22 protein-coding genes and 2 pseudogenes are annotated in these 26,653 nt (G+C 60.5%); 11 read left to right on the forward strand and 13 right to left on the reverse strand.

Annotated features, from left to right (window positions below):
• Nucleotides 1-125: 125 nt before the first annotated feature.
• Both QDY28_RS25785 and ligD read right to left on the reverse strand, forming a co-directional pair.
• On the reverse strand, nt 126-353 hold the full coding sequence (locus tag QDY28_RS25785; protein ID WP_331384219.1) for a hypothetical protein: 228 nt from the start codon (nt 351-353) through the stop codon (nt 126-128).
• Nucleotides 350-1,941, reverse strand: a pseudogene (gene ligD / locus QDY28_RS25790) (DNA ligase D); the annotation flags it as partial. The gene QDY28_RS25785 and the pseudogene ligD, both read right to left, overlap by 4 nt.
• On the opposite strand from ligD, the gene QDY28_RS25795 reads away from it, so the two are divergent.
• From QDY28_RS25795 to QDY28_RS25845, 11 genes and pseudogenes are all read left to right on the forward strand, one after another.
• On the forward strand, nt 1,835-3,868 hold the full coding sequence (locus tag QDY28_RS25795; protein ID WP_331384220.1) for a methyl-accepting chemotaxis protein: 2,034 nt from the start codon (nt 1,835-1,837) through the stop codon (nt 3,866-3,868). The pseudogene ligD and the gene QDY28_RS25795 sit on opposite strands and share 107 nt — an antisense overlap.
• Nucleotides 3,869-4,396: 528 nt before the next feature.
• Nucleotides 4,397-5,887 carry a sensor histidine kinase gene (locus QDY28_RS25800; protein ID WP_331384221.1) on the forward strand — a complete coding sequence of 497 codons (1,491 nt, stop codon included), beginning with the start codon at nt 4,397-4,399 and terminating at the stop codon, nt 5,885-5,887.
• Nucleotides 5,872-7,305, forward strand: a complete 1,434-nt coding sequence (locus QDY28_RS25805; protein WP_331384222.1) for a sigma-54-dependent transcriptional regulator — start codon at nt 5,872-5,874, stop codon at nt 7,303-7,305. The genes QDY28_RS25800 and QDY28_RS25805 overlap by 16 nt, the downstream gene beginning before the upstream one ends.
• Nucleotides 7,306-7,358: 53 nt before the next feature.
• Nucleotides 7,359-8,021, forward strand: coding sequence for a hypothetical protein (locus QDY28_RS25810; protein ID WP_331384223.1), 663 nt, complete (start codon nt 7,359-7,361; stop codon nt 8,019-8,021).
• A 70-nt stretch (nt 8,022-8,091) separates the two neighbouring features.
• On the forward strand, nt 8,092-8,739 hold the full coding sequence (locus QDY28_RS25815; protein WP_331384224.1) for a hypothetical protein: 648 nt from the start codon (nt 8,092-8,094) through the stop codon (nt 8,737-8,739).
• A gap of 170 nt (nt 8,740-8,909) precedes the next feature.
• On the forward strand, nt 8,910-10,154 hold the full coding sequence (locus QDY28_RS25820) for an anion transporter (RefSeq protein WP_331384225.1): 1,245 nt from the start codon (nt 8,910-8,912) through the stop codon (nt 10,152-10,154).
• Between the two features lies 1 nt (nt 10,155).
• Nucleotides 10,156-11,514 carry an MFS transporter gene (locus QDY28_RS25825; protein WP_331384226.1) on the forward strand — a complete coding sequence of 453 codons (1,359 nt, stop codon included), beginning with the start codon at nt 10,156-10,158 and terminating at the stop codon, nt 11,512-11,514.
• A gap of 575 nt (nt 11,515-12,089) precedes the next feature.
• Nucleotides 12,090-12,316 (forward strand): annotated as a pseudogene (locus tag QDY28_RS25830) (2-keto-3-deoxy-L-rhamnonate aldolase); the annotation flags it as partial.
• 176 nt (nt 12,317-12,492) lie between these two features.
• Nucleotides 12,493-13,281, forward strand: a complete 789-nt coding sequence (locus QDY28_RS25835) for an SDR family NAD(P)-dependent oxidoreductase (protein WP_331384227.1) — start codon at nt 12,493-12,495, stop codon at nt 13,279-13,281.
• A gap of 15 nt (nt 13,282-13,296) precedes the next feature.
• Nucleotides 13,297-14,076, forward strand: coding sequence for a MoaF C-terminal domain-containing protein (locus QDY28_RS25840; protein WP_331384228.1), 780 nt, complete (start codon nt 13,297-13,299; stop codon nt 14,074-14,076).
• Nucleotides 14,077-14,083: 7 nt separating this feature from the next.
• Nucleotides 14,084-14,473, forward strand: a complete 390-nt coding sequence (locus tag QDY28_RS25845; protein ID WP_331384229.1) for a nuclear transport factor 2 family protein — start codon at nt 14,084-14,086, stop codon at nt 14,471-14,473.
• Between the two features lie 44 nt (nt 14,474-14,517).
• Here the strand turns inward: QDY28_RS25845 and QDY28_RS25850 are convergent, their stop codons facing one another.
• The 11 genes from QDY28_RS25850 to QDY28_RS25905 all read right to left on the reverse strand — a co-directional run bounded on the left by QDY28_RS25850 (nt 14,518) and on the right by QDY28_RS25905 (nt 26,579).
• Nucleotides 14,518-15,462: a helix-turn-helix domain-containing protein gene (locus tag QDY28_RS25850; RefSeq protein ID WP_331384230.1), complete on the reverse strand. Its 945-nt coding sequence runs from the start codon at nt 15,460-15,462 to the stop codon at nt 14,518-14,520.
• Nucleotides 15,463-15,473: 11 nt separating this feature from the next.
• Complete coding sequence (locus QDY28_RS25855) at nt 15,474-16,190, reverse strand: SDR family NAD(P)-dependent oxidoreductase (protein ID WP_331384231.1); 717 nt, start codon at nt 16,188-16,190, stop codon at nt 15,474-15,476.
• Between the two features lie 15 nt (nt 16,191-16,205).
• A complete protein-coding gene (locus tag QDY28_RS25860) occupies nt 16,206-16,922 on the reverse strand; it encodes an ABC transporter ATP-binding protein (protein WP_331384232.1) in 717 nt (238 codons plus the stop codon).
• A 1-nt stretch (nt 16,923) separates the two neighbouring features.
• Complete coding sequence (locus QDY28_RS25865; protein ID WP_331384233.1) at nt 16,924-17,628, reverse strand: ABC transporter ATP-binding protein; 705 nt, start codon at nt 17,626-17,628, stop codon at nt 16,924-16,926.
• Nucleotides 17,612-18,661: a branched-chain amino acid ABC transporter permease gene (locus tag QDY28_RS25870; protein ID WP_331384234.1), complete on the reverse strand. Its 1,050-nt coding sequence runs from the start codon at nt 18,659-18,661 to the stop codon at nt 17,612-17,614. Before QDY28_RS25870 ends, QDY28_RS25865 begins: the two co-directional genes overlap by 17 nt.
• The gene (locus QDY28_RS25875) at nt 18,658-19,524 is read right to left on the reverse strand and encodes a branched-chain amino acid ABC transporter permease (RefSeq protein WP_331384235.1); all 867 of its coding nucleotides are present in this window, start codon (nt 19,522-19,524) and stop codon (nt 18,658-18,660) included. The genes QDY28_RS25870 and QDY28_RS25875 overlap by 4 nt, the downstream gene beginning before the upstream one ends.
• Before the next feature lie 66 nt (nt 19,525-19,590).
• Entirely contained in the window at nt 19,591-20,844 is a 1,254-nt protein-coding gene (locus QDY28_RS25880; RefSeq protein ID WP_331384236.1) for an ABC transporter substrate-binding protein, read from the reverse strand.
• A 60-nt stretch (nt 20,845-20,904) separates the two neighbouring features.
• A complete protein-coding gene (locus QDY28_RS25885) occupies nt 20,905-22,500 on the reverse strand; it encodes a GMC family oxidoreductase (RefSeq protein WP_331384237.1) in 1,596 nt (531 codons plus the stop codon).
• Nucleotides 22,501-22,503: 3 nt separating this feature from the next.
• Nucleotides 22,504-23,910: an aldehyde dehydrogenase family protein gene (locus tag QDY28_RS25890; RefSeq protein ID WP_331384238.1), complete on the reverse strand. Its 1,407-nt coding sequence runs from the start codon at nt 23,908-23,910 to the stop codon at nt 22,504-22,506.
• A gap of 102 nt (nt 23,911-24,012) precedes the next feature.
• Entirely contained in the window at nt 24,013-24,999 is a 987-nt protein-coding gene (locus QDY28_RS25895) for a helix-turn-helix domain-containing protein (protein WP_331384239.1), read from the reverse strand.
• 665 nt (nt 25,000-25,664) lie between these two features.
• On the reverse strand, nt 25,665-26,579 hold the full coding sequence (locus QDY28_RS25905) for a LysR family transcriptional regulator (protein WP_331384240.1): 915 nt from the start codon (nt 26,577-26,579) through the stop codon (nt 25,665-25,667).
• Between the last annotated feature and the right edge of the window lie 74 nt (nt 26,580-26,653).

Genomic DNA, 26,653 nt, shown 5'->3' on the forward strand with positions numbered 1-26,653 from the left:
CTTTTCCGGTTGTTCTCCACGACGATCGAGACGTCAAGACAATGATCAATGCTATTTCCCGTGCGGGCGAAAAAATCGACGGCTCGCCAGGAGGGAAGGAGTTGGACGCCGGTCAAGCTCTCCGACTACCAAAGCTCCTCCTCGACCGCTTCCCGGATTGCACCGGCGATATAGTTGGCCAGATCGCCGCCGGCTGCTTGCGCGAGCATATCCCGGCTGATGTCCTCGGCCTCAGCAGCGGCAACGAGGTCTTCGACGAGCTTCGATGCGTCTGCCTGCTGCGTGCCACTGTCGATATGTTCGGATTTCCAGCGTTCAAGGAATTGAAAATGGTTGTCAATTCTGCCGCTCACGCCGCCCGCTTTGATTTTCCTAGACGCTTGATCGCCTGCTCGAGCGGCCGCTCGCCATCACAATAATCCTGCCAGGCCGAGCTCTTCGCAAGAAGCGCGGGCACCGTCCGCACTGTAAACCGCTGGGGATCGAGATCGGACTTCACCTGTGTCCAGGTGAGCGGCATCGATACGGTGGCGCCGGGACGTGCGCGCGGTGATAGCGGTGCGACGGCTGTCGCCATGCGATCGTTGCGCAGATAATCGAGGAAGATCCGGCCATTCCTCAGGCTCTTGGTCATTTTGATGAGATAGAGGGCGGGATTGTCGCGGGCCATCTGCTGGCAGACGTCGTGTGCGAAACCTTTCGCCTCAGCCCAGGCGAGCGGCTTGCGCTTGTTGACGGCAAGGGGCGTTACGACATGCAGGCCCTTGCCGCCCGTGGTCTTGCAGAAACTGACGAGACCGAGCTCATCCAACCGGTCGCGCATCTCGCGGGCGGCTGCGACCACAGTCGAAAACGGCACATCGGGTCCGGGATCGAGGTCGAACACCAGCCGGCCGGGCACTTCCGGCAGGCCAGGCTCGCAATTCCACGGATGCAGTTCGATGCCGCCAATCTGGGCGATGGCCGCAAGCCCCTCGATCCGGTCGATCTGCAGATAGGGCTTCTTGTCGCCGAAGACTTTCACCAGCTCGAGAAGGTTCGAGGTGCCGGGCATCGCATGGCGCTGGAAAAACTGTTCTCCGCCGATACCGTCCGGCGCCCGAATGATCGAACATGGCCGGCCCTTGATGTGCTCGATCAGCCAGGCGCCGACCAATTGATGATAACGCCCGAGCTCTTCCTTGGTGACGGGCTCGCCGTCTCCAGCGTCGGGCCAGAGCGGCTTGTCAGGATGGAAGATGAGGACGCCCATCACCTCGGCCTTCGCACCTTTGCGCCTGATGGGTTTGGCCTTGGCGGTCGGGGCGGGTTGCCGCGTTCTTGGAAGGCGGGGCCGGCTTTTCTGCCTCGACTTCTTTTGCCGGCTTGTCCTCGCGCAGGCCCTTGAAGGCGGCCTGGCGGACCAGGCCGTCCGCGGTCCACCCCTCGAATTCGATTTCGGCGACCAGCTCGGGCTTCAACCAGGCAACTTCGGCCTGCTTCTTCGGCGCGCCGATGCCGGCAAAACGGCGATCGCGCCGTCTCGAGCGCCTTTAGTTTCGGAAGGAGCATCTCGACTTTCCTGGCGCCGTAGCCAGTTCCCACACGCCCGACATAAACGAAGTGATCATTGCGAAAGACACCCACCAGCAGCGACCGGAATTTGCCGTTGGTCCTGGCGTAACCGCCGATCACCACCTCATGGCCGGCCCGGCATTTCGACTTCGCCCAGGTGTCGGTGCGACCCGATTGATAGGGCGCATCCATCTGTTTGGAGACGATACCTTCGAGCGACAGCTTGCAGGCGGATCGCAGCACCGCGTCACCGCCGGACTGGAAATGTTCGACGAAGCGAATGCGGGTATCATCGTTCGCCTCGGCAAGGAGATTTTGCAGCCGCTCCTTCCGCTCAACCAGGCGCAGGGACCGTAAATCCTCACCGCCATCAAACAGCAGGTCGAACCTGCTCAATTATCGCAGCATCCATTATGTCGATCAGACGAACAGCTGGATTCAGCACACCAACGAAGTGCTGCGTGCCAGCAACGGTGTGCTGCTGAGCATGGTCAACCAGGAGACCGGCATTCGCGGCTATCTTGTCTCCGGCAAAGACGATTTCCTCGTGCCATATCGCAATGGTATCAAGGACTATGAAAGCACCTTTGCGCAAGTGAAGGAACTTACGTCCGACAATCCCGCGCAACAGAAGCGGCTGGCGGCATTGAACGAGCGCGCATTGGGTTGGCGCAACGACGTCGCCGAAAAAGAAATCGCACTCATGCGCCAGCCCAATTCGGTCGAAGAAGCGCGATCGATGGAAGCAGGTGGCGCCGGCAAGACCTATATGGACGGCCTACGCGAATTGATTACCGAGATTCAAGATGCCGAGCGTGGTCTCATGGTCGAACGCACCGCCGCCGGAAAGGCAGCGGTCTCTTCCTCGGATTGGGTGAGCATTGGCGGCCTGGTTGGAATGTCGGCCTTCGCACTGATCGCCGGATTTGCCCTTTACCGCGGCATTGCCACACCCATCGCCAATACGACGCATACAATGCGGGCGCTTGCAGACGGTAATCTTGAGGTCGCGGTACCGTTCACGGATCTCAGGAACGAACTTGGCGACATGGCTCGTGCTGTCGAGGTGTTCAAGCAGAACGCCATCAAGGTTCGCGAGATGAATGCACAGGAGACGGCCTTGCAGGCCAAGAGCGCCGACCTGCAATCGAGCATTGGTCAGGTCGTCTCGGCGGCAGTTGCCGGCGATTTCACCCGCCGCATCACCAAGGACTATGATAACGCCGATCTCAACCGCTTCGCGGCCCAGGTCAACGAACTGGTGACTTCGGTCGACCGTGGCGTTGCCGAAACCCGCCGCGTCATCGCGGCCTTAGCCGGAGGCGATCTGACGGACAGCATGCGCGGCGAATTCCAGGGTGCATTCGGCGAGCTTCGGGACAATGTCAATCAGACCATGGCAAATCTGCGGGCAGTGCTCGGAGAGGTGCGTGCAGCCATCGATACGATCAACAGCGGTGCCGGCGAGATGAGAAAGGCGTCCGGCGATCTGTCGAAGCGCACGGAACAACAAGCCGCATCGCTGGAAGAGACCTCTTCGGCGCTGGAGGAGATCACAGTTGCCGTAAAGAGCTCGACCGAGCGGGCGCTGGAAGCCAGCCACATGGTCGATGAGGCTCGCCGCAGCACCGAGCAGTCGAGCGCCGTCGTCAAGGATGCGGTCGCGGCAATGGGGCGCATCGAGCAGGCCTCTGGTGAAATCGGGCAGATTATCAACGTCATTGACGAGATTGCTTTCCAGACCAACCTGCTGGCACTCAACGCTGGCGTCGAGGCAGCGCGCGCCGGGGATGCCGGCAAAGGCTTTGCCGTCGTTGCTCAGGAGGTGCGCGAACTTGCACAACGCTCCGCCAATGCGGCGAAGGACATCAAGGCTCTGATCTCACGCTCTGGCGAGGAGGTTGGCTCCGGGGTCAAGCTGGTGACAGCAACTGGCGAGGCGCTGACCCTCATCCAAGGCCATGTCGTCAAGATTAACGAACATGTCCATTTGATCGCCACGGCGGCTAAGGAGCAATCGACCGGATTGTCGGAGGTCAGCACGGCCGTTAATCAAATGGATCAGACCACGCAACAGAATGCAGCCATGGTGGAAGAATCGACAGCGTCGACGAACAGGCTCGCCGACGAGGCGGCAAACCTTGCGCGGCTGATCGCCCGCTTCAAGCTCGACGGTGGACACGCGGTGCCGCGAACCACCACATCGGACAACCGTCCGGTCGCCTCCCCCGCGCGCGCGCTCGGCCGCAGGCTCTCAAACGCATTCTCGGGGAACGCTGCGCTCGCTGCCAAGGGTGAATGGGAGGAATTTTGATAACCGGAACGAAGAGGTCATGAGGCGCCGAGCGGCACATGAGATCATAGTTCCTCGTCTTGGCGACCTGCAGTTCTGAAACGGAACTAGTTCGACCGAGATCCGACGTGGGCAGCGGCGGTGCCGCTGCCCACGTCACTGCAGCTTAAGCTTGAGCTGTCCCTCCGCCGATGGCTGCAATGACTGCTCTTCAGGAACTAGATTTTGGCGCGAAGCTCTTTTCCAACAGAGCAGGCCAGACCGCCGTTTCCAGATTATCGTTGTTTCGACTGTGCTATTGATCGAAAAAACGCCACACCCTTCACCTTATTCCTGTCAATGGCACTTCGCTGCGGTAAACGTGAACTTTTTCCCCGAACCAGCTACAGTGACCCAATCCGAATTGGGAAAATGCCGACAAATGTTGATATCGGTTACGTTTGTTCGAAAGGTCAGGATGGACTTCGTGCCATATCAGTGCGGCGCAGGTCTATTATTGCCGCATTTCAGGGAGCCAGCCTACTATGAGGCGACCGCGAGGCCGTCGTTGTGATCTCTCTGGCACCGCGTTCGATCGTCGGCTGGTTCGTGGTCTGCTGGGGCGTCTTCTTGCTGGCGGCGGTAACCGTGGGCATCCTGCTGTGGTCGCTTTATCGGGAGTCGACGGTCGAGCAGGTGCGCCGCGCATCCGCGACGATAACACATGGCTGTGATGCCATTGCCGACCGCTATCTTTTCTTCATTGCGGGGACAACTGACGCGCCGCGCGACCTGCACGATCCCGCCTTTGTCCAAGGGCTGACAAATGTGGTGCAGATCGCGCTGCGTAATCTCGACGGCGTCGAGGGCGGCGTGTGGCAGGCGCAAACGGGTTCGCTCGCTTATGCCTTTCCGACCTACGAAGGCGCGGGGAAAAAGACTGACCTGCCGCAGGCGGAGCAGTCCAGCATCAAAGAAGCGGCGGAGGCAGCCGCGCTGGATGGGACTCCCGCGGACAGACGCCAGGAGGCGCGTTCGCAAATATTGCTGCTGCGGGCCTGTCCGCTGTCCGGCCCCATCCCGAAGCTCGCTGCTTGGACGATGACGCGTATCGTCACAACAGGAGGGCGCGCCTTCGGCCTGGCGATGGGCGGGCTTGCCATCCTGTTGATCGTCGTAGCCGGTTCGGCCGCCTGGCTCGGCTATCTCCTTCTCGGCTGGTCCTCGCGCCTCAGGCAAATCGAGGCAGCGCTTGCGCAAGGGTCAGGGGACCTGCCGCTATTGACGGCGACCGGACAACGCGATCTTGACCGGATGGTTGACGCGATCAACGGCGCCAGCAATCGCCTCCGGGAGGCGCGGCTTAGGGCCGAGGACCTTGCCCGGCAGGTCGCACAGGGCCAGCGGCTCGCCGCCCTCGGTCGAGTGACTGCCGGTGTCGCTCACGAGATTCGCAATCCGATCGGCGCCATGCGGCTCAAGGCGGAAAATGCGCTCGCAGCAGCCGACGATCCGGCACGCAAGGATCGCGCTCTCCGTCTGGTTCTCGATCAGGTCGGCCGGCTCGACTTACTCCTCAGCAATCTGCTGCAATCGGTGCAGACTCCGTCGCTTCAACCCAAGCGCATCAACAACATTGCCGAATTTGTGCGGGAACGGGCGGCGTTCTTTCGCGAGCAAGCTGCCGAAGGGGGTATCGAGATCCTGGTCGACAGCGAGGGGGTTGAGGAAGCCTGTTTCGACGCGGAGCAGATTGCGCAGGCGATCGGAAATCTTATCCTCAATGCCGTTGAGAATACCCCGTCCGGCGGAGAGATCCGTCTTGCCGCACAACGCTCCGGCATGCGCCTCGTCTTTTCCGTTGTCGATAACGGACGAGGTGTTCCCGAAGCTTTGCGCGGAAACCTGTTCGAACCCTTCGTGACCGGACGCGCAAACGGCACAGGCCTTGGTCTCGCGATCGTCCGCGAAATTGTCGACGCACATGCGGGCGCCGTTCGTGTTGTGCATCGCGATGATGGAACGACCTTTCTGATGGAGTTACCATGGCAACCGTCCTGATCGTAGACGATGATATCGCGATGCGCGAAAGCCTCGCCGAAACCGTTGGCGACCTCGGTCATCAACCGGTGACGGCAAGTGGCGGACACACGGCGCTTGCTCTCGTCGCGCGCCAGCCGCCTGATGCGGTGCTGCTCGACCTGCGGATGCCGGATATGGACGGCCTCGAAGTTCTCCGCCGGCTTCGGACACTTCATCCAGGAAAGGCGTTGCCTGTCGCCATTCTCACAGCTCATGCCGGTGCCGCCAACACCATCGAAGCCATGCGGCTCGGTGCCTTCGACCATCTGACAAAACCGATCGGGCGCGAGGAGCTTGCCGCGCTGCTGTCCAGGATGACGCACATCCAACACCCGGCCCCGGCTGATCTGCCGATTTCCCACGGCGACGACAACGGCGAAGACTTGGTCGGCCCCAGCGCCGCCATGCGCGAGGTGCAGAAAACGATCGGTCTCGTCGCCGACAGTGACGCGACGGTGCTGCTGACGGGCGATACAGGCACCGGCAAGGAAGTGGTCGCACGCGCCATCCATCGATACGGGCATCGGGCACGAGCCGCGTTCATTGCGGTCAACTGCGCCGCGATCCCGTCCGATCTGCTTGAAAGCGAGCTGTTCGGTCACGTGCGTGGGGCTTTCACCGGCGCTATCGCGGAACGCAGCGGCGCGTTCAGAGATGCCCACGGGGGCACGCTATTTCTCGATGAGATCGGCGACATGCCTCTTACGATGCAGGCCAAAATCCTGCGCGCACTGCAAGACAAGACGGTCACACCGGTTGGCGGCCGTCCGATGCACGTCGATGTCCGCATCCTCGCCGCCACACATCGCGATCTCGCCGACCATATCCGGGCTGGTCGCTTTCGAGAGGACCTGTATTACCGCCTCAACGTGGTGCCCATTCATTTGCCCCCCTTGCGGGAACGGCTGGCCGACATAGTGCCGCTCGCAGAACACTTCCTGCAATCGGTGAGCGCATCGCCGAAACGGCTTGCTCCGCAAGCGGCTGCACGTCTGCTTGCCAGTGCATGGCCGGGAAACGTTCGCGAACTTAAAAATGCGATCGAGCGTGCCGCGGTCCTCAGCCGCGGCGAAATGATTGATGCTGCGGATTTCGATTTTCTCGGCGCGCCATCCGGCGCACGCTTCGATGAGCCTGAGGACTGGACGGCTGGCGACCTGCCCGGCGCAGTTGCTCGCCTTGAGGCCTACATGATCGGGCGGGCGCTGCGCGAGGCAGGCGGCAATCGCACGGAGGCTGCCCGCCGCCTCGGCATTCACCGGCAACTGCTTTACGCAAAGGCGGAAAAATACGGAATTGTCGCCGCCGGTTCGTCCGATGATACGACAACAGGTGTCGTCAATGCGGACGCCGCTCCTCAGGAGCAAAATAAAAATCTAGGGAATTCGGCGAGTTAGACTTTGGCACGGCGCTTGCTGCCTATCCTCCGGAACCGCAGGAAAACGGAGGATTGAATGCCATACTCAATAGCACGACTTATCGCGGCGGGCGCCGCCGTGGCGGCTTTGGACATGCCCTCGCAGTACCAGCCCAAACTATTCCCTCGTTGCATCCTGACGTTTCTCCTTCAGAGGCACGCGGCAAGGCCAATGACGAAGGGAAGCTCCCCGTTTTTCGAGGAACGGTAGCGCAGTACACGCTGACGCCCCACGGCGATGTTGACGGCTTCATTCTGACAGACGGCACGGAAGTTCATGTCCCACCACATTTTTCGACGCAGCTTGTATTCGCAGTGCGGCCGCGCGATGCCGTCGCAGTCCGGGGGCTACGCGCCTACAGCATTCCGATGATCGCAGCCGTCGCCGTCACCAATGAAACCACAGGACAGACGGTCATCGATACCGAATCTGCTGCAGGGCCCGAGAGACCTGACGACCGCGTTCAGCCTATGACGGTGCAGGGCCGAATAAAGGCGGCACTGCATGGTCCTGCCGGCGATCTCAATGGTGCGGTGCTCGACGACGGTACGATTCTAAGACTGCGGCCACCCGAAGCCGGGCACATGGCGTCGCTGCTGTCGCCGGGCGAGTCCGTCGTCGCTCGCGGAAACGGCCTCATCACACCGATGGGAAACGTTCTCGATGTCCAAAGCCTTGGCCAGGCCGCGCGCTAAGAAGCAAGACCGGCGGTGAATTTCCAACCTGCTATCTCAAGATCAACCGAAGAGCAAAAAGGAACACATCATGCACTGGATCGATCCGAACCATCTCCTGCCCATTCGTGGCAAGGTCGACTGCCTCCTCGCCAACCTCGCTGGAGAACGCGACGGCTTCGTGTTGATCTATGACGACGGCAGAGAAATTCTCGTCCAGGTGCCACCCCACCTGTCGATGGAGCTCAGCAATGCAATCCAGGTCGGCGACATCGTCACGGTTCGCGGCCTGAAGCCGCGGCATGCCGATGTGATCGCGGCGGTCAGCATTGAAGGCCGCGACGGCGGCATCGTGCTTGACCAGGATCCACCGAAGCACAAGCCGCAGCCTGAAGGGGGCAAGATGACGACGCATACGGTCGCCATTTACGGAGATGTGCGCCTCACGCTTTTCTCGCCAAAAGGCAAGCCGCGCGGCGCTCTTCTAACCGACGGAACCGTCCTTCGTCTCGACGTCAAGGACGCCTCTCGGTGGCGGGACGTCCTTAGACTGGGCGCCGGGCTCAGGGCTCGCGGAAGGGCGATCGCGACAGACGAAGGGCTCATCGTTGCCGTCGATGAAATTGATGCCGGCGATAGCGTCTTTAAGGCTATTGCAAAACCACGAACGCCGGAACAGCAGGAGACCCACCCGAGAGCGTCCGCGCCTATTGTTTTGACTCCATCTAGCCTGTCTTGAGGGGGAGTTTTCGAGTGCCGGATTTCCTGACAACCAGAAACGAACCGGAGACAAGCACGAACGGCCCGCGACCGCCAAACCGATTGCGGATTTTCGGCCGCTCGACTTGGGCGGCCGTAGCGGCTGTGGCCGTTAGCCTATTGACTGCGCACTATCTCGGATCCGCATGGATGTTCGATGCGGAGGTCGCCGGTTCCATCCATGTCTTCCCTGCGCTCGCAATCTTTTTGGCGACCTATGCGGTGGTGGCGCTTGGCAAGATTCCCGGCTGTCATCTCGATCGGACGGGAGCGGCGCTGCTTGGCGCAAGCCTCATGGTGGGAAGCGGAATCCTCTCGATGAAGGAAGCTTATGACGCGATCGATTTCGACACCATCGTGCTTTTGCTCGGCATGATGATCGTCGTCGCTCATCTGCGACTTTCCGGTGTCTTCCGCATCGTAAATGCCTGGGTAGGACGGCATGCGCGCTACCCCATCATTCTGCTTGCAGGGATCGTCCTGGTCGTCGGATTTGCCTCTGCCTTTCTGGTCAACGATACCATCTGCCTCGTGATGACGCCGCTCGTGCTCGATATCGTATTGCGGATGAAGCGGGAGCCCACTCCCTATCTCATCGGGATCGCGACTGCGTCAAACATTGGCAGCGTCGCGACTATCACCGGCAATCCGCAAAACATGATCGTCGGTACGCTCTCCGGCATACCCTATGGCCGCTTTGCCGCAACCCTTGCACCTGTCGCGGGTGTCGGGCTTATCCTGACCGTCGGTCTTTTGGCGGTGCTATTCCGCCGCGAGTTCACGGCGCGCGATGTTCTCGCCGTTGACGAGGAAGTGACCCGCTACCACCCGGCCGTGGCCTTCAAGACGCTGGTGGTCACCGCCGTCATGGTCCTCTTCTTCTTTCTCGGCCTGCCGGTGGCTGAGGTCGCCATTCTCAGCGGCGGGGCGCTCCTGATCACACGGCGCATTCGGCCGGAAAAAATCTATCGCGAGATCGACTGGCCGCTGCTCGTCATGTTCGCCGGCCTGTTCGTCGTCGTCGCCGGGCTGGAGAAGACGGCCATCACGCCGGATGTCGTTGCCTGGGTCGGGGCACTGCACCTCGATCATGTCGCCATTTTGAGTACTGTAACAGTGGTGCTCTCGAATATCGTCAGCAACGTTCCGGCGGTCCTGGTTCTTCGCCCCTTCGTCGCGGGGCTTGCGGATCCGCAGCGCGCCTGGCTCGTGGTCGCCATGGCGTCGACGCTCGCCGGCAATCTCACCTTGGTCGGTTCGGTTGCCAACCTGATCGTCGCCGAGCGCGCTCGCGCGGCAGGCATCCAGATCAGTTTTTCCGGCTATTTTCGGGTGGGCGCGCCACTCACGCTGCTCACGCTCGCCATCGGCGTATTTTGGCTGGGGTCGATCTGAGATGGCCAATCGCTCTCCGCGGCTCGAACCGCTCGATCTCATCAATTTCTTCCTCGCCGACGTGCGCGGGGCGTTTGGCCCCTATCTCGGCATCTTCCTGCTTACCGAGCGCCATTGGAGCCCTGCAACGATCGGCCTTGTCATGACCACCGGCGGCCTTGCGGGCCTGATCGTCCAGACGCCGGCAGGCGCCCTTATCGACGCCACCAAACATAAGCGCGCCGTGATCATCATCGCCTGCGCCATTCTCGCCATTGGCGCACTCGCCACCGTGGCAATGCCGGACTTCGCCGTCGTGCTGGCCGTCAATACGACAATGGCGATCGCCGGTGCCGTGTTCGGCCCAGCGATCGCCGCCATCACGCTAGGCCTTTATGGTCATGCCGCGCTCGCTCGGCGCTTCGGCCGCAATGGTGCGTTTGATCACGCCGGCAATGTCGCCATTGCGCTCCTTGCCGGTTTGATCGGCGAAGTCGCTTCGCAACGAGCGGTCTTCCTGCTCGTGCCGCTATTTGCGACACTCACCTCTCTTGCCGTCCTCGCAATTCCCACGCAGCAGATCGACCATTCCCGCGCGCGCGGACTGAATCCGGCGCAGGATAGTGCCGGATCGCCGACGGCGTTCGGCACTCTTCTTGCCTGCCGACCACTGCTGGTATTAGCGGTCTGCGCCGCACTCTTTCATTTCGCAAATGCGGCGATGCTGCCCCTCGTCGGCCAGGAGCTTGCCCTTGCTCATCCCGGCAACGAGACGGCGCTGATGTCGGCCTGTGTGATCGCTGCCCAATTGGTCATGCTGCCCGTCGCTCTCCTGGTCGGGGCAACTGCCGACCGCTTGGGACGCAAGCCGTTGTTCCTCGCCGCTTTCGCAATCCTACCACTCCGTGGCGCCCTCTATACTTTTTCCGATAATCCTTATTGGCTGATAGCGGTGCAGGCGCTTGATGGCGTGGGCGCCGGCCTATTCGGGGCGCTGACGCCCCTGGTCCTCGCCGACCTGATGAACGGGACAGGGCGCTATAACTTGAGCCAAGGCGCCATCGCCACCGTCCAAGGCGTCGGTGCATCGCTCAGCAACGTCGTCGCCGGTACGATTGTCACCGCCGCCGGCTATCACATGACCTATCTCGCGCTTGCGGCGATCGCCGCCATTGCCTTTGGAGTGTTCTTTTTGTTCATGCCGGAGACCTGTTCTAGAATCAGAAGCCCGCGGCTCAGTGAAACGCCGGACCCACGAACTCTCGCCCCATGCAAGCGCGCATGGCGTGAACGATGTCCCGCAGATAGCGAACAATCGCACGATTGGCCGGATCGTCGACCATGGCAAGATCTTCGCGCAGGACCTGAAGCATCCGATTGATCTCGATTAGCGTCCGTACGAGATCATCATCGTAGTCCTCACCCATGTCATCGATGAGATCGGTGACAGCCGTCGCCAAAGAGTCGATCCAAAGGAGGCGCTGCCCCGCGCTCAATTGCGCGAACAGGACAATGTCATCGACTGTCGGCATGTCTCCAGCCCTCCGACGGGAGACATGCGACCTTTGCGATCAATCGTCAATTCACAAACTCGGCATTGCTGCCCTTTCAATCCTAAGCCCTTGACGGGATTAGAACCCGCGATCCATTTTTGCCAAGACCTAGATTATTGAAATACATGATAACCTGGAGAATTCCCTGTGATGCGGTTCGGTCACCTCTGCTGGCGTGAATTGCTCATGATATACGGTGAATCACTATTGGCATTTCTCCGGCCCACTAACCTGGCGCGGACAACAAATTCTCTCGCCGGCCAACCATATATTTTAAAGCCTATTGAAAATAGTGGTGGTTATAAGGTTGTTTATTTCTACGATCCGGCGAGGCGAGCGACTTTTCTTAGTTCAATAGTTATGCCTGACGAACAATGCTGCCGAGCGAGCGCTGCGAGGCTTCGAAGTGCAGACGCAAGGCGAAAAGGCGCTGGCGAAAATCCAGTCGCACGGCAAGGCCGCCGGCATCCTGATCGGCGATCTCTCCCTCGCCAAACGCTATATCGAGCTCGGCGCGACTTCGTCGCGATCGGCAGCGACGTCACCTTGCTCGCCAATGCAACGACCAAACTCCTCGACGACTTCAAGAAAGCGGACGCCGCCACGCCGCCCGAACACGCAAAAGTCTACCGATTTTCCGAAACCAACCTGCTTGGACATCATGCGAACGGCTGTTGTCGAGCACGCGATTTTCCGCGCGCCCGCGGCTTCAATTGTGCATGATCAGTCAAAACGGACTGCACAGCTGGACGCGACGTCTCCTCGGATATCGATCATGATGAGCCTGAATGCCAGGAGGAGGAAATATGCGTTTCAAGAACAAGACCGCCCTGATCACCGGCGGCGGTACGGGTATCGGCGCGGCGGTTGCGCGCCGCATTCGGCAGGACGGTGGTGATGTCGCACTCGTCGGACGCCGGCCCGAGCCACTGAGAAGCGTAGCCGATGAAATCGGCGCGACCATCGTTGCGGCCGATGCCGCAGATGGCGTCGCGATGAAGGCCGCCGTGGAAAAAGTGGTCGAGATGCATGGCGGCCTCGACATCCTGATCGCCAACGCCGGCGGCCACGGCGTCGGCCCGACCGTCAGCATGTCGGATGAGACGTGGGATCTCGCCGTCCGCTTCAACCTTAATACCGCCTTCGTCAGCGCCCGCGAATCCCTGCCGCATCTCATCAAGAGCCAGGGCAACATCGTCGTCTTGGCCTCGATCGCCGGGCTTTTTGCCGGGCCAGATGCGGCCGGCTACGTCACCATGAAGCATGGCTGCATCGGGCTCGCGAAATCGCTGGCGCGCGACTATGGCCGCAAGGGCGTCCGCACCAACACCGTCTGCCCCGGCTGGGTGACGACGGCCATGGCCGACGAGCAGATGGAATTCATCGTCGAGAAGTACAAGCTGAAGAATATCGAGGAAGCCTATAGGCTCGTCACAAGGGATGTGCCGCTCGGACGGCCGGCAACCGCCGAAGATGTCGCCAATGCCGTCTGCTTCCTGGCATCGGGCGAAGCTTCGATGATCAACGGCGCTATCCTGACCGTCGATGGCGGCGCCGGCACCGTCGATCTGCCGACGCTGGCCTTTGCAGAATAACCGGAGGAAATACCGATGAACCAGAAACCCAAGGACTGGAAGACCTACGACGAATTCGCCTATGGCATCGATACGAACCGCCTGCCGGCAACGGCGGCCCTGACCGGCTCGCCTCACACAATCTCATTCGACGACGGCCGCACGCTCGAGCTTGCCTTCGCCAAAGGCGAGGTCAAATGGTCGGATGGTAAGGAGGGCGGCACTGACATCTCCGAGGTAATCGAAGTCGCGCCGAAGACCTATTTCGTCGAGATCATCTTTGCCGGCCGTCCTAAGGAAGCCGAGACGCTGATCCTGAACACCGCAACGCGCCGCGTACTGTCCATCTATTCCATCGTTCGCGACCTCAAAAATTCCGTCGGCGAGCCGCAGGTCGCCCAGATCTTCCGGCCCGGCATTATCGAGGGCGGGGCGGCAAGCGGACCGGCGCCGCACGAAAGCCGCGACCTGATTGGGCTCAGGGCACATTTCACCTACAGCCCCAATCACGTCTACGAGCACACCTATCTGTCGTCGCAGCGCTATGCCTGGCAATGCCTGGTCGGCGTTCAGCGCGGCCATGGCGACGTCGATCTCGCCACCACCTACAAGTTCGACGACAACCTGTACATCTTCACCTTCCGCGAATTCAAAATTCCGGTCGCATCCACATTCTTCTACAATCTCAATGACATGCGGTCGACAGGCAAGTTTCTCGGCATCACCGGAGATGGCCGTATCCAGAACAGCCCGGCCGGCGCCTTCATCCGTAAGGCATCGATGACCTATTACCTGCCCGGCCAGGAGCCAGTGTGAGGACGCCATGCGAAAAGCATTCGATATCGTAAAAGCGCATTACGACGCCAATGACCGCCGCGACATGGATGGCATGCTTGCAGACATCGCACCGGATTGCCGCTGGACGGAGATGGACGGTTTTCCCTGTGCGGGCACCTTTGTCGGTCCGCAGCAAGTCTTGGAGAACGTCTTTCAGGCGCTCGGCCAGACCTTCGATGGATACACCTTCAAGCTGGAACGACTTCTCGACGCCGGAGACGAGGTGGTCGGCGTCGGAGACTATAGCGGCACGCATAAAGGGACAGGCAAAGCCTTCAAAGCCCGTGTCGTGCATGTCTGGGGGGTAGCCGGCGACAAGATCCGGCGTTTCGAGCAGTTCACCGACACGCTAAGGGTGGCCGAATCCATGCGATGAGAAATCGAGGTGAGCCGACGCTCTGTCGGGTCACCTCACCCTGCCTAGGACATCCGGGCTTTGCGCCATTGCGACGGAGAAGCACCATAGCGATGGCGGAAGGCGCGCGAAAAATGTGCGCTGGAGGAAAAGCCGAGCGCAAAGGCGATCTCGGATATTTCTCCGGCATAACCGCCGGCGTCCCGCAATTGAGCCGCCGCTTTCTGCAGGCGCAGATCCCAGATGTAATCGGAGGGCGACAGGCGCTCGATCTCGAATGCGCGATAGACGTAGCGTACCGAGCACCCCATGCGGCGCGCAATCATGGTGACGCTCAAATCCGGTCGTTCGAGGTGGAGTACTATGAACTCCTTGATCCGCTGCAGTAGCACATCAAGCGGACTGGCGACGGACTTTGCCTGCGGCCGCTCGGCGCCGATCATGGTGCGCACGAGTTCGATCATGGTTTGGCCGACGCTGGCGCGCCGGGCCTCATCGAGATGGTCGATCTCATGCATGGTCGAGTCCATGAGCGATAGAAGTATCCGGCACATGCCATCCTGCTCGGCTTTCGCCAGGAAAGGCTGTGCCAACCGTTCCACGGCCGCCGTAGGGAGCGCGTGGCGCGGCAATTGCAGCAGCAGCTGGCGAACGGGCGTGCTGTTCGTCAGCATATAGGGGCGGCTGGGATCGTAGATGACAAGCCCATTCCGTGATACTGGCGCGTGCAATCCGCTCTGCGCCAGCGAAGCGCCCCCCTCCATCTGCACGATCAGCTTGATCGCGTCGGGATCGGCGGGCCTAGCCGTCACATGCTCGCCGAAGACGACGTGCCGATCGGCCTCCAGCCGCGTCAGCCGGCAGGCGCCCAGCATGGCCGATGCCATCCGGCTTTTTGCCTCGTCGCCAGAAGCGAAATCGAGCCGGACATTCCCGAAGAGACTGCGAGCCAGCCCCGGAAATTGCCGACCGCTGGCGCTCTCGATAGGCCTATGAACTGCTATAGCCATGACAGAGCACCTCAAGACGTGAGATAGCCGCCATCGACTGGCAGGCAGGCGCCCGTAATATAGCGTGCCGCGTCGGAAGACAGAAAGACGATCGCATCGGCAACTTCCTCGGCGGCGCCCCATCTTCCCGCCGGGATGCGTCGCAAAATCGGTGTCGAGGCGGATTCGTCGCCAAACAATGCTCGGCTCAGGGGCGTGACGATCCAGCCCGGCGCAACGGCATTTACGCGGATATCCGCTTGCGCATATTCTTGCGCCAGGGACTTCGTGAGCTGCACGATCGCGCCTTTGCTTGCAGCATAGGCCGGTCGGTCGGCAGCGCCGAAGGTCGAGTACATCGACGCGATATTGATCATCACCGATCCCGCCTTCATGCGGGCGCACGCCAGCCGGCAGCAATCCATGACGGATGTGAGATTGATTGCCATTACCTTGTCGAACGTCGCTTTCGCCCACTCGCCCCGATCGCGGCTGACGCCGGTACAATTGACCAGCACGTCAATCGCGCCGACCGATGAGAAGAAGCCTTCCAGTACGCCAGGCTTCAGGACATCCACCTCGCAATTTTCTATCTGCCTGCTTGCGGGCACGACAGAGGCAGCAAGTCCGAAACTCAGCACGCGGCCACCGAGATCCGCAAAACGACGGGCACTCGCCGCCCCTATGCCCGACGTGCCACCGGCAATAACAATCGTTCGGCCGGCAAAAAGATCGGCAGAGAATGTCATGAGAATCCCTTCGCTTCAGCTTGCGAGATAGGCGCCATGGAGAATGTCCGGTTGCGCCTTGAGGGTGGCGGCAGCGCCGGAAAAGACCAGGCGCCCGCGCTCCAGAACGAGCGCCTGGTCAGCCAGATCGATCGCGAGATTGGCGAACTGCTCGATCAGCAGGACGCCGATGCCGCTGGCGGCCGCGATCTTCAGCGCCTCGGCCAGGCGCTTGACGACGGCAGGCGCCAGCCCGAGCGACAGCTCGTCGACTATCATGAAACGGGGCTTGGCGACGAAGGCTTGCGCCATCGCCACCATCTGCTTCTGTCCGCCGGAAAGATCCGACGCCGATTGACGGCGCCGTTCGGCAAGCTCGGGAAAAATTTCATAGGCATGTTCCAGCCCTCGCCGGCGCGCTGCCGCCGAACCCTCGAGCGCCGCCACGAGAATATTATCCTCCACAGAAAGCTGCCCGAGCACGCGATGTCCTTCGGGGACGAGCGCAAGACCCGCCCGGCGAATGCGGTCAGGCGAGAACCCATTAAACGCCACATCGCCTAGACGCACCGAGCCGCCGCGCGGCAAGACGCCCGCCATAGCCATCACCGTACTCGACTTTCCGGCTCCGTTGGCGCCAAGCAATGTCGTGATCTTGCCGGCCGCGACCGAAAAGGAAACACCATGAATGACGCGCTTGCCGCCGCGCTCGACAACAAGATTCTCGACGCTCACTTCCGATGGGACGCTCATGTCAGAACTCCCCGAGATAGGCGCGCCGCACATTAGGATCGGCGAGAACCGTAGGTGTTGCCCCGAGCACCAGAAGCTTGCCGTAGTCGAGTACCATGGTTTCGCTGCACATGGACCGGATGAGATCGACATCGTGGTCGATGATGAGTACCTGCGCGCGGAATTCCGCCGGAATACGCAATACCAGTTCGCGAAAGACTTTCCCCTCCTCCTGGGTCAGGCCTGCGGCAGGCTCGTCGAGCAGGATGAGCTTCGGCTGGCCGACTACGCATTTGGCAAGCTCGACCAGACGGCGCTGGAAGAGATTGAGGGATTGGCCGAGCCGGTCGGCAACAGCGGTGAGACCCACAAAGGAAAGAGCCTGATCGACAGCGCTGGACCGGTGACCCATGTCGACGACATGATCGGCGATCGCGGCGATGTTGCCGGCGACCGTCAGGTCTTCCACCACTTGCTCGGTCTGGAACGAACGGCGCAAGCCTGCCCGGACACGCTGCAGCGGCGTCATCGGCAGCAGGGCCCGTTCTCCGAGCGACACCGAGCCCCGGATCGGTCTTACAAAACCGGAGAGCACATTGAGCAAAGTGGTCTTTCCTGCACCGTTCGGGCCGATAAGGCCGGCGACCGGCGCCGTCAGCACGGCGCTGAGCTCATTGATCGGCCGGACGCCACCGAATTGAACGATGAGATTATCGATCTTGATCATTGCGTCCTCCCGTGGAAAAAACGGCGCTCAACCGGGAGATCAGCGCCGATATCTGGCCGGCGATGCCGGTCGGCGCTGTCGCCAGCGCATGGAAGAGGGCGACGCCGAAAATCCCGATGGTGACATAGCCATCAATGCCGAAATCGGTCAGGAGGGCCGGCACTGCCCGCAACAACAGACCGGAGATCAGCGCGCCGTACCAGTTGAAGACACCGCCGACGATGGCAAGGGCGAAGAGATTGAGGCTTTCGAAAGCGCCGAAGGCGCGCCCGTCGAGCTGGCCGACATTGCCCGCAAGCAGGCCGCCCGCGAGACCCGCGAGAAAGCCGCTCAGCGCGAATGCCCATGCCTTGTAGATCAGGACATTGACGCCGCTTGCGACGGCAACCGTCTCGCCTTTGCGGATCAGTGCCCAAGCCCGGCCGGGGCGGGCAAGCTTATGCGATTGCGCGATCAGCAGGCCGATTGCCGCCACTGCGCAGACATAGAGGAAGTAGGAGACCTCTCCATTAGCCATTGCCGGCCTTACCAGCATCGCGCGGCCGGAGCCATCCGCCCGCCCCAGGAAGCCGGGACCACCATCAGGGAAACCCCAGGCGCTGATGACGATCTGGAAGGCGCCGGCAAGCATGAGCGTCACAAGCGCGAGATAGAGACCGCGCAGACGCAATGCCGGCACACCGAACGCCAGCCCCACCACCGAAGCGACCACAGCGCCGGCGAGGAGGCTGACTTCGAAAGGTGGATGAAAGGCGTGCCCGACGCGGAGCGTCACCCAGCCGCCGACACCGACAAGTGCAAACTGGCAAAGGGAGACAAGACCAAGCTGGCCATAGAGAATGGCGAGCCCGGCAACCGAGAGCGAGAGCGCGATCGCAGAGGTTGCGGCGGACAGCCAGAAGGAATTGGCAAGGCATGCGACGAGGATCGAAAAGGCCAACATCGTCACAGGCACATGAACAAGCTGCTTGGGCAGACGCACCATCGATATGCTTTCGGCGGTTGGGGCGTTTGTTTGCTCCTGAATGCTCATCTGTCCTTCAACGCGACTTTCGCGGTGCCTCCCAAAATTGTGACCGCGACAAGCGCGATGATGAAGGGTGCCGCTGCGCGATAGGGCGATATCCAGGCGATCGGCGTCAGCACCGCTTCGGTAATGCCGATCAGAATGCCGGCCACGGCCGTTTGCCACAACGACTGCAGCTGGCCGAGGATCGCAGCCGCGATTGCGGGTATGACCAGCAATGTCAGAAAGGTTCCCTGCAGCCGCACGAGATCAGCAAGTAGCAGGCCGGCAAAGCCCGAGAAGATGCCGGTGATGATCCAGGCCGCGGTTTCCGTGTAAAGAATGCGCACGCCGAGGATGGCGCTGAGATCGCGATCATTGGCAAGCGCACGCATGTCAAGGCCAAGCCGCGTGCGGGTGAGCAGCAACGTAATTCCGACGACCATGACCACGGCGAGAATGATGGCGATGATGCGCGTGAAGGTCAGACGGACAGCGAAAAGAGAAATAAACATCTGATCGGTCGGGAACTGCAAGCGGCGCGGCAGCTCGCCCCAGATCACCCCCATGAACGCGATCAGGACAAGCGCCGGCGCCAGGGTGCCGATAGCGCGCACGACGATATCGCGACGCGACAGCATGGGTGCGAATACCCGGCCATAGAGAAAGCTGATTGCCGCCGAGACGGCAACGGCGACCAGGATGGCAACGGCGAGCGGCATCTTCCACTCCAGCAGTTGCCAGGCGCAATGCGCACCGATCGCGCCGAAGGCACCGAATGCGAAGTTGAGAACGCCGGTCGCTCGAAACAGGACGACAAGGCCGACGCCGGACAGCGCATAGACGGCGCCGATGCCCAAGCCGGAGATGACAAAGGGTAGAAGGTTCATGGATCGATCCTTTCGGGTCGCTCGGCTCCGCGGTTTTGCCGCGGAACCGATTGCAAGCGTCAGGGCTCAGTTGATGCCGGCGGACTTTTCGAAAGCGCGGATGTCTTTCAGCTCCGGATCCGGCGACGGTGCGCAATCGGAGACGACCTTCCACTTTCCGCCTTCGCTGACGGCCATGCGCGTCGTCGAATTGGCGTTGTGGCGTGGCTGGCCATCGCCGAAATACCAGGGAGCACAGAAGATATCGCTCTTGAAATCCTTGATCTGGCGGACGGCAGCAGACGCCGTCTCGCGGTTGATCTTGGCCGGATCGAGCGTCATCAGCGCCTTCTCGGCGATGCGAGCCGCCAGATAGCCGGCCTGAGCGAAAGTATCGCGTGGGTCAGACTTCTGACCGTACTGGTCCATGACTGCGAGCCAGTTCTGATTGTCCGGGGTTTCGGCATTCAGATCGTTGAATTCCATGTTGACATAGAACTTGCCGTCCCAGCCGGAACCAATGGTTGCTGGCACGGAAAGATCATAGGCAGAGGCGGCGCTCAGGAAGGTGATCGTCTGGTTGAGGCCCTGTTCTTCGGCAGCCGTCAGCAGCGGCACGGTCACACCTTTCGGCAGACCAAGGACAATGACATCAGGTTTGCTTGAGGCTGCCTGAAGGATAATCGAGGTGGCATCCGCTGAGCCCGGATCCATTAGGATCGTCTGAGCAGCAAATCCCCTTTCCTTGGCCAAAAGCATCACGCCATCGCAGGACCACGTGCCGACATTCGGAATATTGGGGCCGATGCAGACGACAGACTTCGCGTTAAGCTTATCCAGCGCATAGCCCATCGCGCCCAGCATGGAGACACGGGGTCCGGCATTCGCCGGCGCATAATTTTCCGCAAAGTAGCATTCTCGCGGTACACCGACACCGGCTAGCACCAGAATGCCAGCCTTCTTGTAAAAATCCGCGTTGGCGCCGCATTCGACGAAACTCGAATTCCCGACCATCAGCACGGCTTTTTGATCGTTGACGAGCTTGGCGGCGAGCTGCGCGGCAATCTCCGGGTTCCACTGGTCGTCTTCGACCATATATTTGACCGGCCTGCCCTTGATGCCGCCATTGGCGTTCAGGCAATCGAAATAGGCCTTGGCCGCCTTCGTGGAATTCGAAAAGTCATCCGGTCCAGTCTTGCCGGTGATGGAGCCGATCACGATCGGCTCGCCTGTCGCCGGGTTGCCGGTATTATCGCCGCAGGATGCTCCGGCATGTGCGCTGAACGCCGAAATGAGCGTCAGGAAAAGGCCGATTGCCAGCCCTTTTAGTTTGATAGGCATTGTCTCCTCCAGTTTGTTCGTCCCGCTCCCCACGGGATCTGTGCTTCGATAATCTCCGGCTCAGCCGGAAATCGTCTTTCCCGCCATGAAGGCGGCGCCCCTTGCCGCAATCATCATCGTCGGAGCGTTGGTGTTGCCGGACACCAGGGTCGGCATGACCGAGGCATCGCAGACACGCAGTCCTTCGATGCCGCGTACCTTCAGATCCGGCCCGACGACTGCCATCGGGTCGTCGGCGCGGCCCATGCGCGCCGTTCCGGCCGGATGGAATACGGTCTTCGCCGATTGACGGATGTAGTCGCGCAGGCTCTGCGGATCCTTTTCGACACCCGGCTTCGGCAGCACGCGGCGCTTGACCAGTTTAGCAAGGGCTGGTGCATCGAGGATGCGGATCGCCGTTTCGACACCGCGAACCAAGGTCTCGAGATCGGCGGGATCGGAAAGCAGATTGGCGTTGAACTCCGTCTGATCCTTCGGGTCAGCGCTCTTCAGCCTGATCCAGCCACGGGAGCGCGGCCGCAGATAGCACGGCCCGATGCTGAGGCCATGACCCGGCTCGGGGTCGCGATCGACGAAGCCGATCAGCACCGGCAGGACATGGAACTGGACGTCCGGCTGCCCAGTGCCCGCCGTATCGACAAAGCCGCCGCACTCAACAACATTGGACGACAACAGTCCGCGCCGGGAGGTGAGATAGCGCAGCATATGGCCAACGGCGCGCAATCCGGTGTCGTGACCGAGAATCGAAATCGGCTCGCGCGTCTCGCCCTGCACCGGCACTTCCAGATGGTCTTGATAATTGGCGCCGACACCCGGCAGGTCGGCAACGACCTTGATGCCGAGCGAGGAGAGATGCGCGCCGTCGCCAATCCCAGAGAGTTGCAGGATCTTCGGCGTCGCGATGGCGCCGGCGGTGAGCGCGATCTCCCGCGACGCCTTGAAGGTGGTGCCATCGGCCAGCTCGACGCCTGCAGCCCTTTGTCTCTCGAAAAGAATGCGGGTGACTTTGCGCTCCGTCAGCACGGTCAGGTTCGGCCGTTTTTCAGCTTCGCGCAAAAAGGCCTGGGCGGAACTCCAGCGACGGCCGCCATAGGTCGTGCTTTGATAAAAGCCGACGCCGGCCTGATCGGCACCGTTGAAATCGTCATTATGGGGAATGCCGATCTCGGTCGCTGCCTTGACGAAGGCTTCGCTCAACGGATGACGGTGACGCGGATCGGAAACGCGCAGTGATCCCTTGCTGCCATGAAACTGACCGTTCAGCCGCTCATTGTTTTCGAGCGAGCGGAAGGCTGGAAGCACATCCTCATAGGACCACCCCTGGCAGCCCATTTGCGACCACGTGTCGTAATCGTTGCGATGACCGCGAACATAGATCATCGCATTCACGGAGCTGCCGCCACCGAGAACATTGCCCTGCGGCACGATGCTCGGCCGGCCATTCAGGCCCTTGTCGGGGTTCGACGCATAGGGATGAATATCAATGCCCTTGCCCAGCACCTTGAAGAAGGTTGCAGGGATATGGATCCAAGGATCCATGTCGCGGCGCCCTGACTCGATCAGCAGCACTTTATGCCCCTGATTTTCCGAAAGCCGGTTTGCCAGCACGCAGCCCGAGGAACCGCCGCCGACGATGATGTAGTCGTAGGTCGCCATGGCTCAGCTCAACACGGTCTGGATTGTGGTGAATTCCTTCAGTCCTTCGGTGCCGAACTCGACGCCGATACCGGACTGCTTCACGCCGCCGAAGGGCGCATTGGGCTGAATCGTGCCGTGTTTGTTGATCCACACCGAGCCGCATTCGAGCATTTTAGCATAGCGCTTCGCCTTCTCGGCATCGGATGACCAGACGGAGCCGCCAAGCCCGGCCGGATTCTGATTGGCGCGCGCAATCACCTCGTCAATGTCGCTGTAGCGGATAATCGGCAGGGCCGGACCGAATTGCTCCTCGTCCACCAGTCGCACGCCATGATCGACATCGGCAACAAGCGTGATCGGGTAGAAATAACCGGGCCGCTCCATCGGCGCCCCACCGGTCAGAATACGGCCGCCATTGGCCCGCGCGTCATCAACAAGTTCGCGCACTTTGTTGAACTGCATCTCGTTCTGCACCGGTCCGAGAATGCTGGCCTCGTCAAGGCCGTCACCGACGGCGATCTTGGCGGCATAATCGGCCAGGCCGCGGCAGACCTCTTCATAGATGCCGTCATGCACATAGAGGCGTTTCAGCGCCGCACAGGTCTGGCCATTGTTGATGAAGGCGCCCCAGAAGAGACCTTCGACAATGGCCTTTGGATTGGCATCGGGCAGGACGATGCCGGCATCATTGCCGCCAAGCTCCAGCGTCAGGCGTTTCAAGGTCGCGACCGCGGAGGCCATGATTTTCTTTCCGGTTTCAGTCGAGCCGGTGAAGGTCATCTTGGCGATGCCGGGATGTGCAGAGAGCGCAGCGCCGATGCTGTTTTCGCCAGTGATGACGTTGACGACGCCGGGCGGCAAAACCGCATTCATGATTTCAACCAGACGAATGGTCGACAACGGTGTCAAAGGCGACGGCTTGATGACGACCGTGTTGCCGGCCCGTACAGCCGGAACGATATGCCAGCAGGCGATCATGACAGGCCAGTTCCACGGCGTAATCGACCCGACGACACCGATCGGCTTGCGATGTAGCTCTACGCGGCCCTCATTGTCGTCCTGCAGGATCTCGACAGGCAGATCGAGTTCAGCGGTATGGCGTGTCCAGGCGAGCGCTGCGCCGATCTCGAAACGCGAACCGAGACCGTTGAGCGGCTTACCCTGCTCGCGGGTGAGGATTTGGGCGAGTTCCTCGGCATGCTCGTTGATTTTCTCCGCAATGTCGCGGCAGGCTCTCGCCCGCTCTCCGCTCGAGGTTTGCGACCAGCTCTTGAACGATTTCGCGGCAGCGGCAACTGCCTGTTCAAGTTCGGCTTCTCCAGCAAGCGGCATATAGCCGACGACTTCACCATTCGCCGGATTTGCGACCGGTGCATGATGGGATGTGGCGACAGGTTCGCCGCCGATGAGCAGAGCATACTGCTTCACGATATTCTCCTCCCGTGACTTCCGGGAGGACTATGGCTATTGCTGCAAAACCCGTCTTGGGGAGAAACGCGCCTCGTCTTGGACTGGAGCGCAGATTGCGCATCAGTCCAATTTATGCGCCGGCTCGGCGGAGCGAAGCAGTTCGCTCGGCGCACAATCGAACAGTTCCTTGAAGCTGCGATTAAAATAGGAAATGTCGTTGAAACCCGCCGAATAGGCGACTTCGGCGATAGTTGTGGAGTTGCGTTGCTCCTTCAACTGCTCGATCTTTTCACGCGCGAAACGCAGCCGCTTGTCGCGAATAACGGTCGTGCAGGTCATCCCCATGCCTTGGAAATCCTGCTGCAGGGTACGGATCGACACACCCAATCGTGTTGCCAGCCATTTGGCGTTAAGATCGGTATCGGTCAGGTGTTTGTCGATCAGAATGTCAACCATCTGCATGCGCCTGCCGGCACTGTCATGCAGTGAATTCAAGCTGGTGGTCTGGATGCCGGTCGACAGGAACGCCTGACGGGTCGTATCGAACATCAACTGACGCAGATGCGGAGAAGCCACATCACTTTCCGGCGTCGTCATCATCTTGGCAATGAGGGCACGCAGCATCACTGCCATCGGATCGCTGGCTACAAGCTTGCGGGCAACGTCGAAATCGACCTTGCGGTCCGAATACATCAATTGCCGCGGCAGATGTAGCGACAGATGATTGGAGAAGTGTCCGCGGAAATAAAAGGTCGTCGGCCGCGTGGAGTCGACCAGAATGCATTCGCCGACATCAAGGATGTTCTGTTGCCCGGAATGCTCGACGCCGCAGGCGCCTTCAAGCTGCAGGATCAGGAACAGGTGTTCATTGGCATCGCGGCGAATATCGTCCCAATCGCGGTGAACATAGTCGAGATCATTGGAAACATGGGCGAACTCCATGCCGCAGACATCGATTCGGCTCGCCGTACCGACGACGCTATCGCCGCGCCTCATCGTGTGCGGGTTGAAATTCCCGCAAATGCTTTGAAGCTCATCCACCCATTGATCGTAGGGTGTCGGTGACCAAGCCCGATCCACGAGGCTGCGGTTCTGCAACAGGTCCAACTCTGCCTCCCAACAGTGTCAGCATGGTTTAAGACTGCAGCAGCCGAGGCAGATCGTCAACTATTTATTTAACACATTAATTAATGAAGCCTGTGCGGTCTTCAGGCGCTCACTACTTACCACCCGGAATCACCTCGCCGATCAACGCGCGCCCTGCGGGCGTGATCCGCATCAAAACCCGTCGACCGTCAGCCCTGTCCTTATGCTTCGTGATGAAACCGCGCTCCTCCGCGAGCGAATCATACGCGTTAGGCTCGGCGCCTGGATCGAAGCCTTGTCTGCCACCTCTGTCGCATCTTGCCTGCTTCACAGAGAACGCGGATCGCCCGCCACCGCTGTTCGGTTACGTTTGGCCGACAGTGAACTCATCACCGCCTCGCGGGCACGCAGAAGTCCTATAGCCAAGGAACGGCGCCGATCCCGATGCGGTAGGTTGGACATTGCGGATGATGTACCGAAATCTGGTGGCTCTCTGGCGCCATTGGACATTTGTTTTTGCACCTTGCACGGCGGTTTAGATTAGGAAGTGATTTAATCAACATGAGAATAGTGCGGTGCAGGGCAATGGTCTTCTGTCAGTTAGCGATCGCACGACCTCGGCATGGCACGTTTGTGTGCTGCTTGTACCAAGCAGCACTCTCAACATAAATATTCCTACCGCCGGCCTATTTCGAAGCGACTCCTCGTCTCCGTTCGGCAACCTGCATCATATCGATAAACCGCCGTACCTTGGCGGGGCGAAAACGCGCGATCGGCAGCACCGCATGAATACCGCCGGCCGGCAGCGTCCAATCGGGGACCAATCGCTGTAGGCGCCCGGCCGCAATGTCATCATCGACCATATAGTCCGGAAAGACGGAAATACCCATGCCGGCTTTTACGCAGGCGTAGGCCGACGGCGTTTTGTCCGTCCGCACCGAAGAGCGCATCTCGACGATCTCCGATTGACGGCCTTCTTTCGAAAATACCCAGCGCAAGGACTGGCGAAGAACCGCGTTTTCGATCCAGGGGAGCGCAGACACGTCGGACGGCTCCATAACTCTTGGAAAACTTGCCGCCAGCTGTGGTGTCGCCACAAGGTACTGCTGGAATGTGCCCAGGCGCCGGGCCTTATTGCTCATATCGGCAAGCCAGCCGACCCTGATCGCCAGATCCAGTTGGCCATTGGCGAGATCAATGACACTATCATCGAATATAAGATCGACGCGCATTTGCGGGAAGCGCTCTCGATAGGCCGCGACAACAGACGCTACGACTGCGGCGCCGTAGTCCAATGGCGCGGTCAGCGTAAGCGTGCCGGCGGGTTCGCTCGCGTGAAGGGACATTTCTCCATAGGCCGCTTCCGCCTCACGAAGAATGATCACGCAGCGGTCGTAAAAGACCCTGCCCTCTTCCGTCGCATGCAGCCGCCGCGTCGTTCGCATCAGCAATGAAACGCCAAGCTCCTCCTCCAGCCGCGCCACCTGATGGCTGACCACGGCCTTGGCGACACCAAGCCGCCCACCGGCGGCGGTGAATGATCCGGTCTCCACAACCGAAGTGAAGAAAACCAGCCTATTAAGATTGAGGAGCTCGCTCATGTCATTGTCTGGTTAATTCATACAGTCTGTATGATTGACTGTTATTTTTCCATGCCGCAAGAGCTGAGATGATC

This window comes from Rhizobium sp. BR 362 (assembly GCF_036528765.1).
Lineage (GTDB): Bacteria > Pseudomonadota > Alphaproteobacteria > Rhizobiales > Rhizobiaceae > Rhizobium.

Excerpts from the sequence above, each read along its gene's own strand:
- QDY28_RS25840 (WP_331384228.1), top strand. The coding sequence starts at position 13,297 with ATGAACCAGAAACCCAAGGACTGGAAGACCTACGACGAATTCGCCTAT.
- QDY28_RS25825 (WP_331384226.1), top strand. The coding sequence starts at position 10,156 with ATGGCCAATCGCTCTCCGCGGCTCGAACCGCTCGATCTCATCAATTTC.
- QDY28_RS25905 (WP_331384240.1), bottom strand. The coding sequence starts at position 26,579 with ATGAGCGAGCTCCTCAATCTTAATAGGCTGGTTTTCTTCACTTCGGTT.
- QDY28_RS25855 (WP_331384231.1), bottom strand. The coding sequence starts at position 16,190 with ATGACATTCTCTGCCGATCTTTTTGCCGGCCGAACGATTGTTATTGCC.
- QDY28_RS25870 (WP_331384234.1), bottom strand. The coding sequence starts at position 18,661 with ATGAGCATTCAGGAGCAAACAAACGCCCCAACCGCCGAAAGCATATCG.
- QDY28_RS25875 (WP_331384235.1), bottom strand. The coding sequence starts at position 19,524 with ATGAACCTTCTACCCTTTGTCATCTCCGGCTTGGGCATCGGCGCCGTC.
- QDY28_RS25850 (WP_331384230.1), bottom strand. The coding sequence starts at position 15,462 with ATGGCTATAGCAGTTCATAGGCCTATCGAGAGCGCCAGCGGTCGGCAA.
- QDY28_RS25880 (WP_331384236.1), bottom strand. The coding sequence starts at position 20,844 with ATGCCTATCAAACTAAAAGGGCTGGCAATCGGCCTTTTCCTGACGCTC.
- QDY28_RS25860 (WP_331384232.1), bottom strand. The coding sequence starts at position 16,922 with ATGAGCGTCCCATCGGAAGTGAGCGTCGAGAATCTTGTTGTCGAGCGC.
- QDY28_RS25805 (WP_331384222.1), top strand. The coding sequence starts at position 5,872 with ATGGCAACCGTCCTGATCGTAGACGATGATATCGCGATGCGCGAAAGC.
- QDY28_RS25815 (WP_331384224.1), top strand. The coding sequence starts at position 8,092 with ATGCACTGGATCGATCCGAACCATCTCCTGCCCATTCGTGGCAAGGTC.
- QDY28_RS25820 (WP_331384225.1), top strand. The coding sequence starts at position 8,910 with ATGTTCGATGCGGAGGTCGCCGGTTCCATCCATGTCTTCCCTGCGCTC.
- QDY28_RS25795 (WP_331384220.1), top strand. The coding sequence starts at position 1,835 with ATGCGGGTATCATCGTTCGCCTCGGCAAGGAGATTTTGCAGCCGCTCC.
- QDY28_RS25835 (WP_331384227.1), top strand. The coding sequence starts at position 12,493 with ATGCGTTTCAAGAACAAGACCGCCCTGATCACCGGCGGCGGTACGGGT.
- QDY28_RS25865 (WP_331384233.1), bottom strand. The coding sequence starts at position 17,628 with ATGATCAAGATCGATAATCTCATCGTTCAATTCGGTGGCGTCCGGCCG.
- QDY28_RS25885 (WP_331384237.1), bottom strand. The coding sequence starts at position 22,500 with ATGGCGACCTACGACTACATCATCGTCGGCGGCGGTTCCTCGGGCTGC.
- QDY28_RS25845 (WP_331384229.1), top strand. The coding sequence starts at position 14,084 with ATGCGAAAAGCATTCGATATCGTAAAAGCGCATTACGACGCCAATGAC.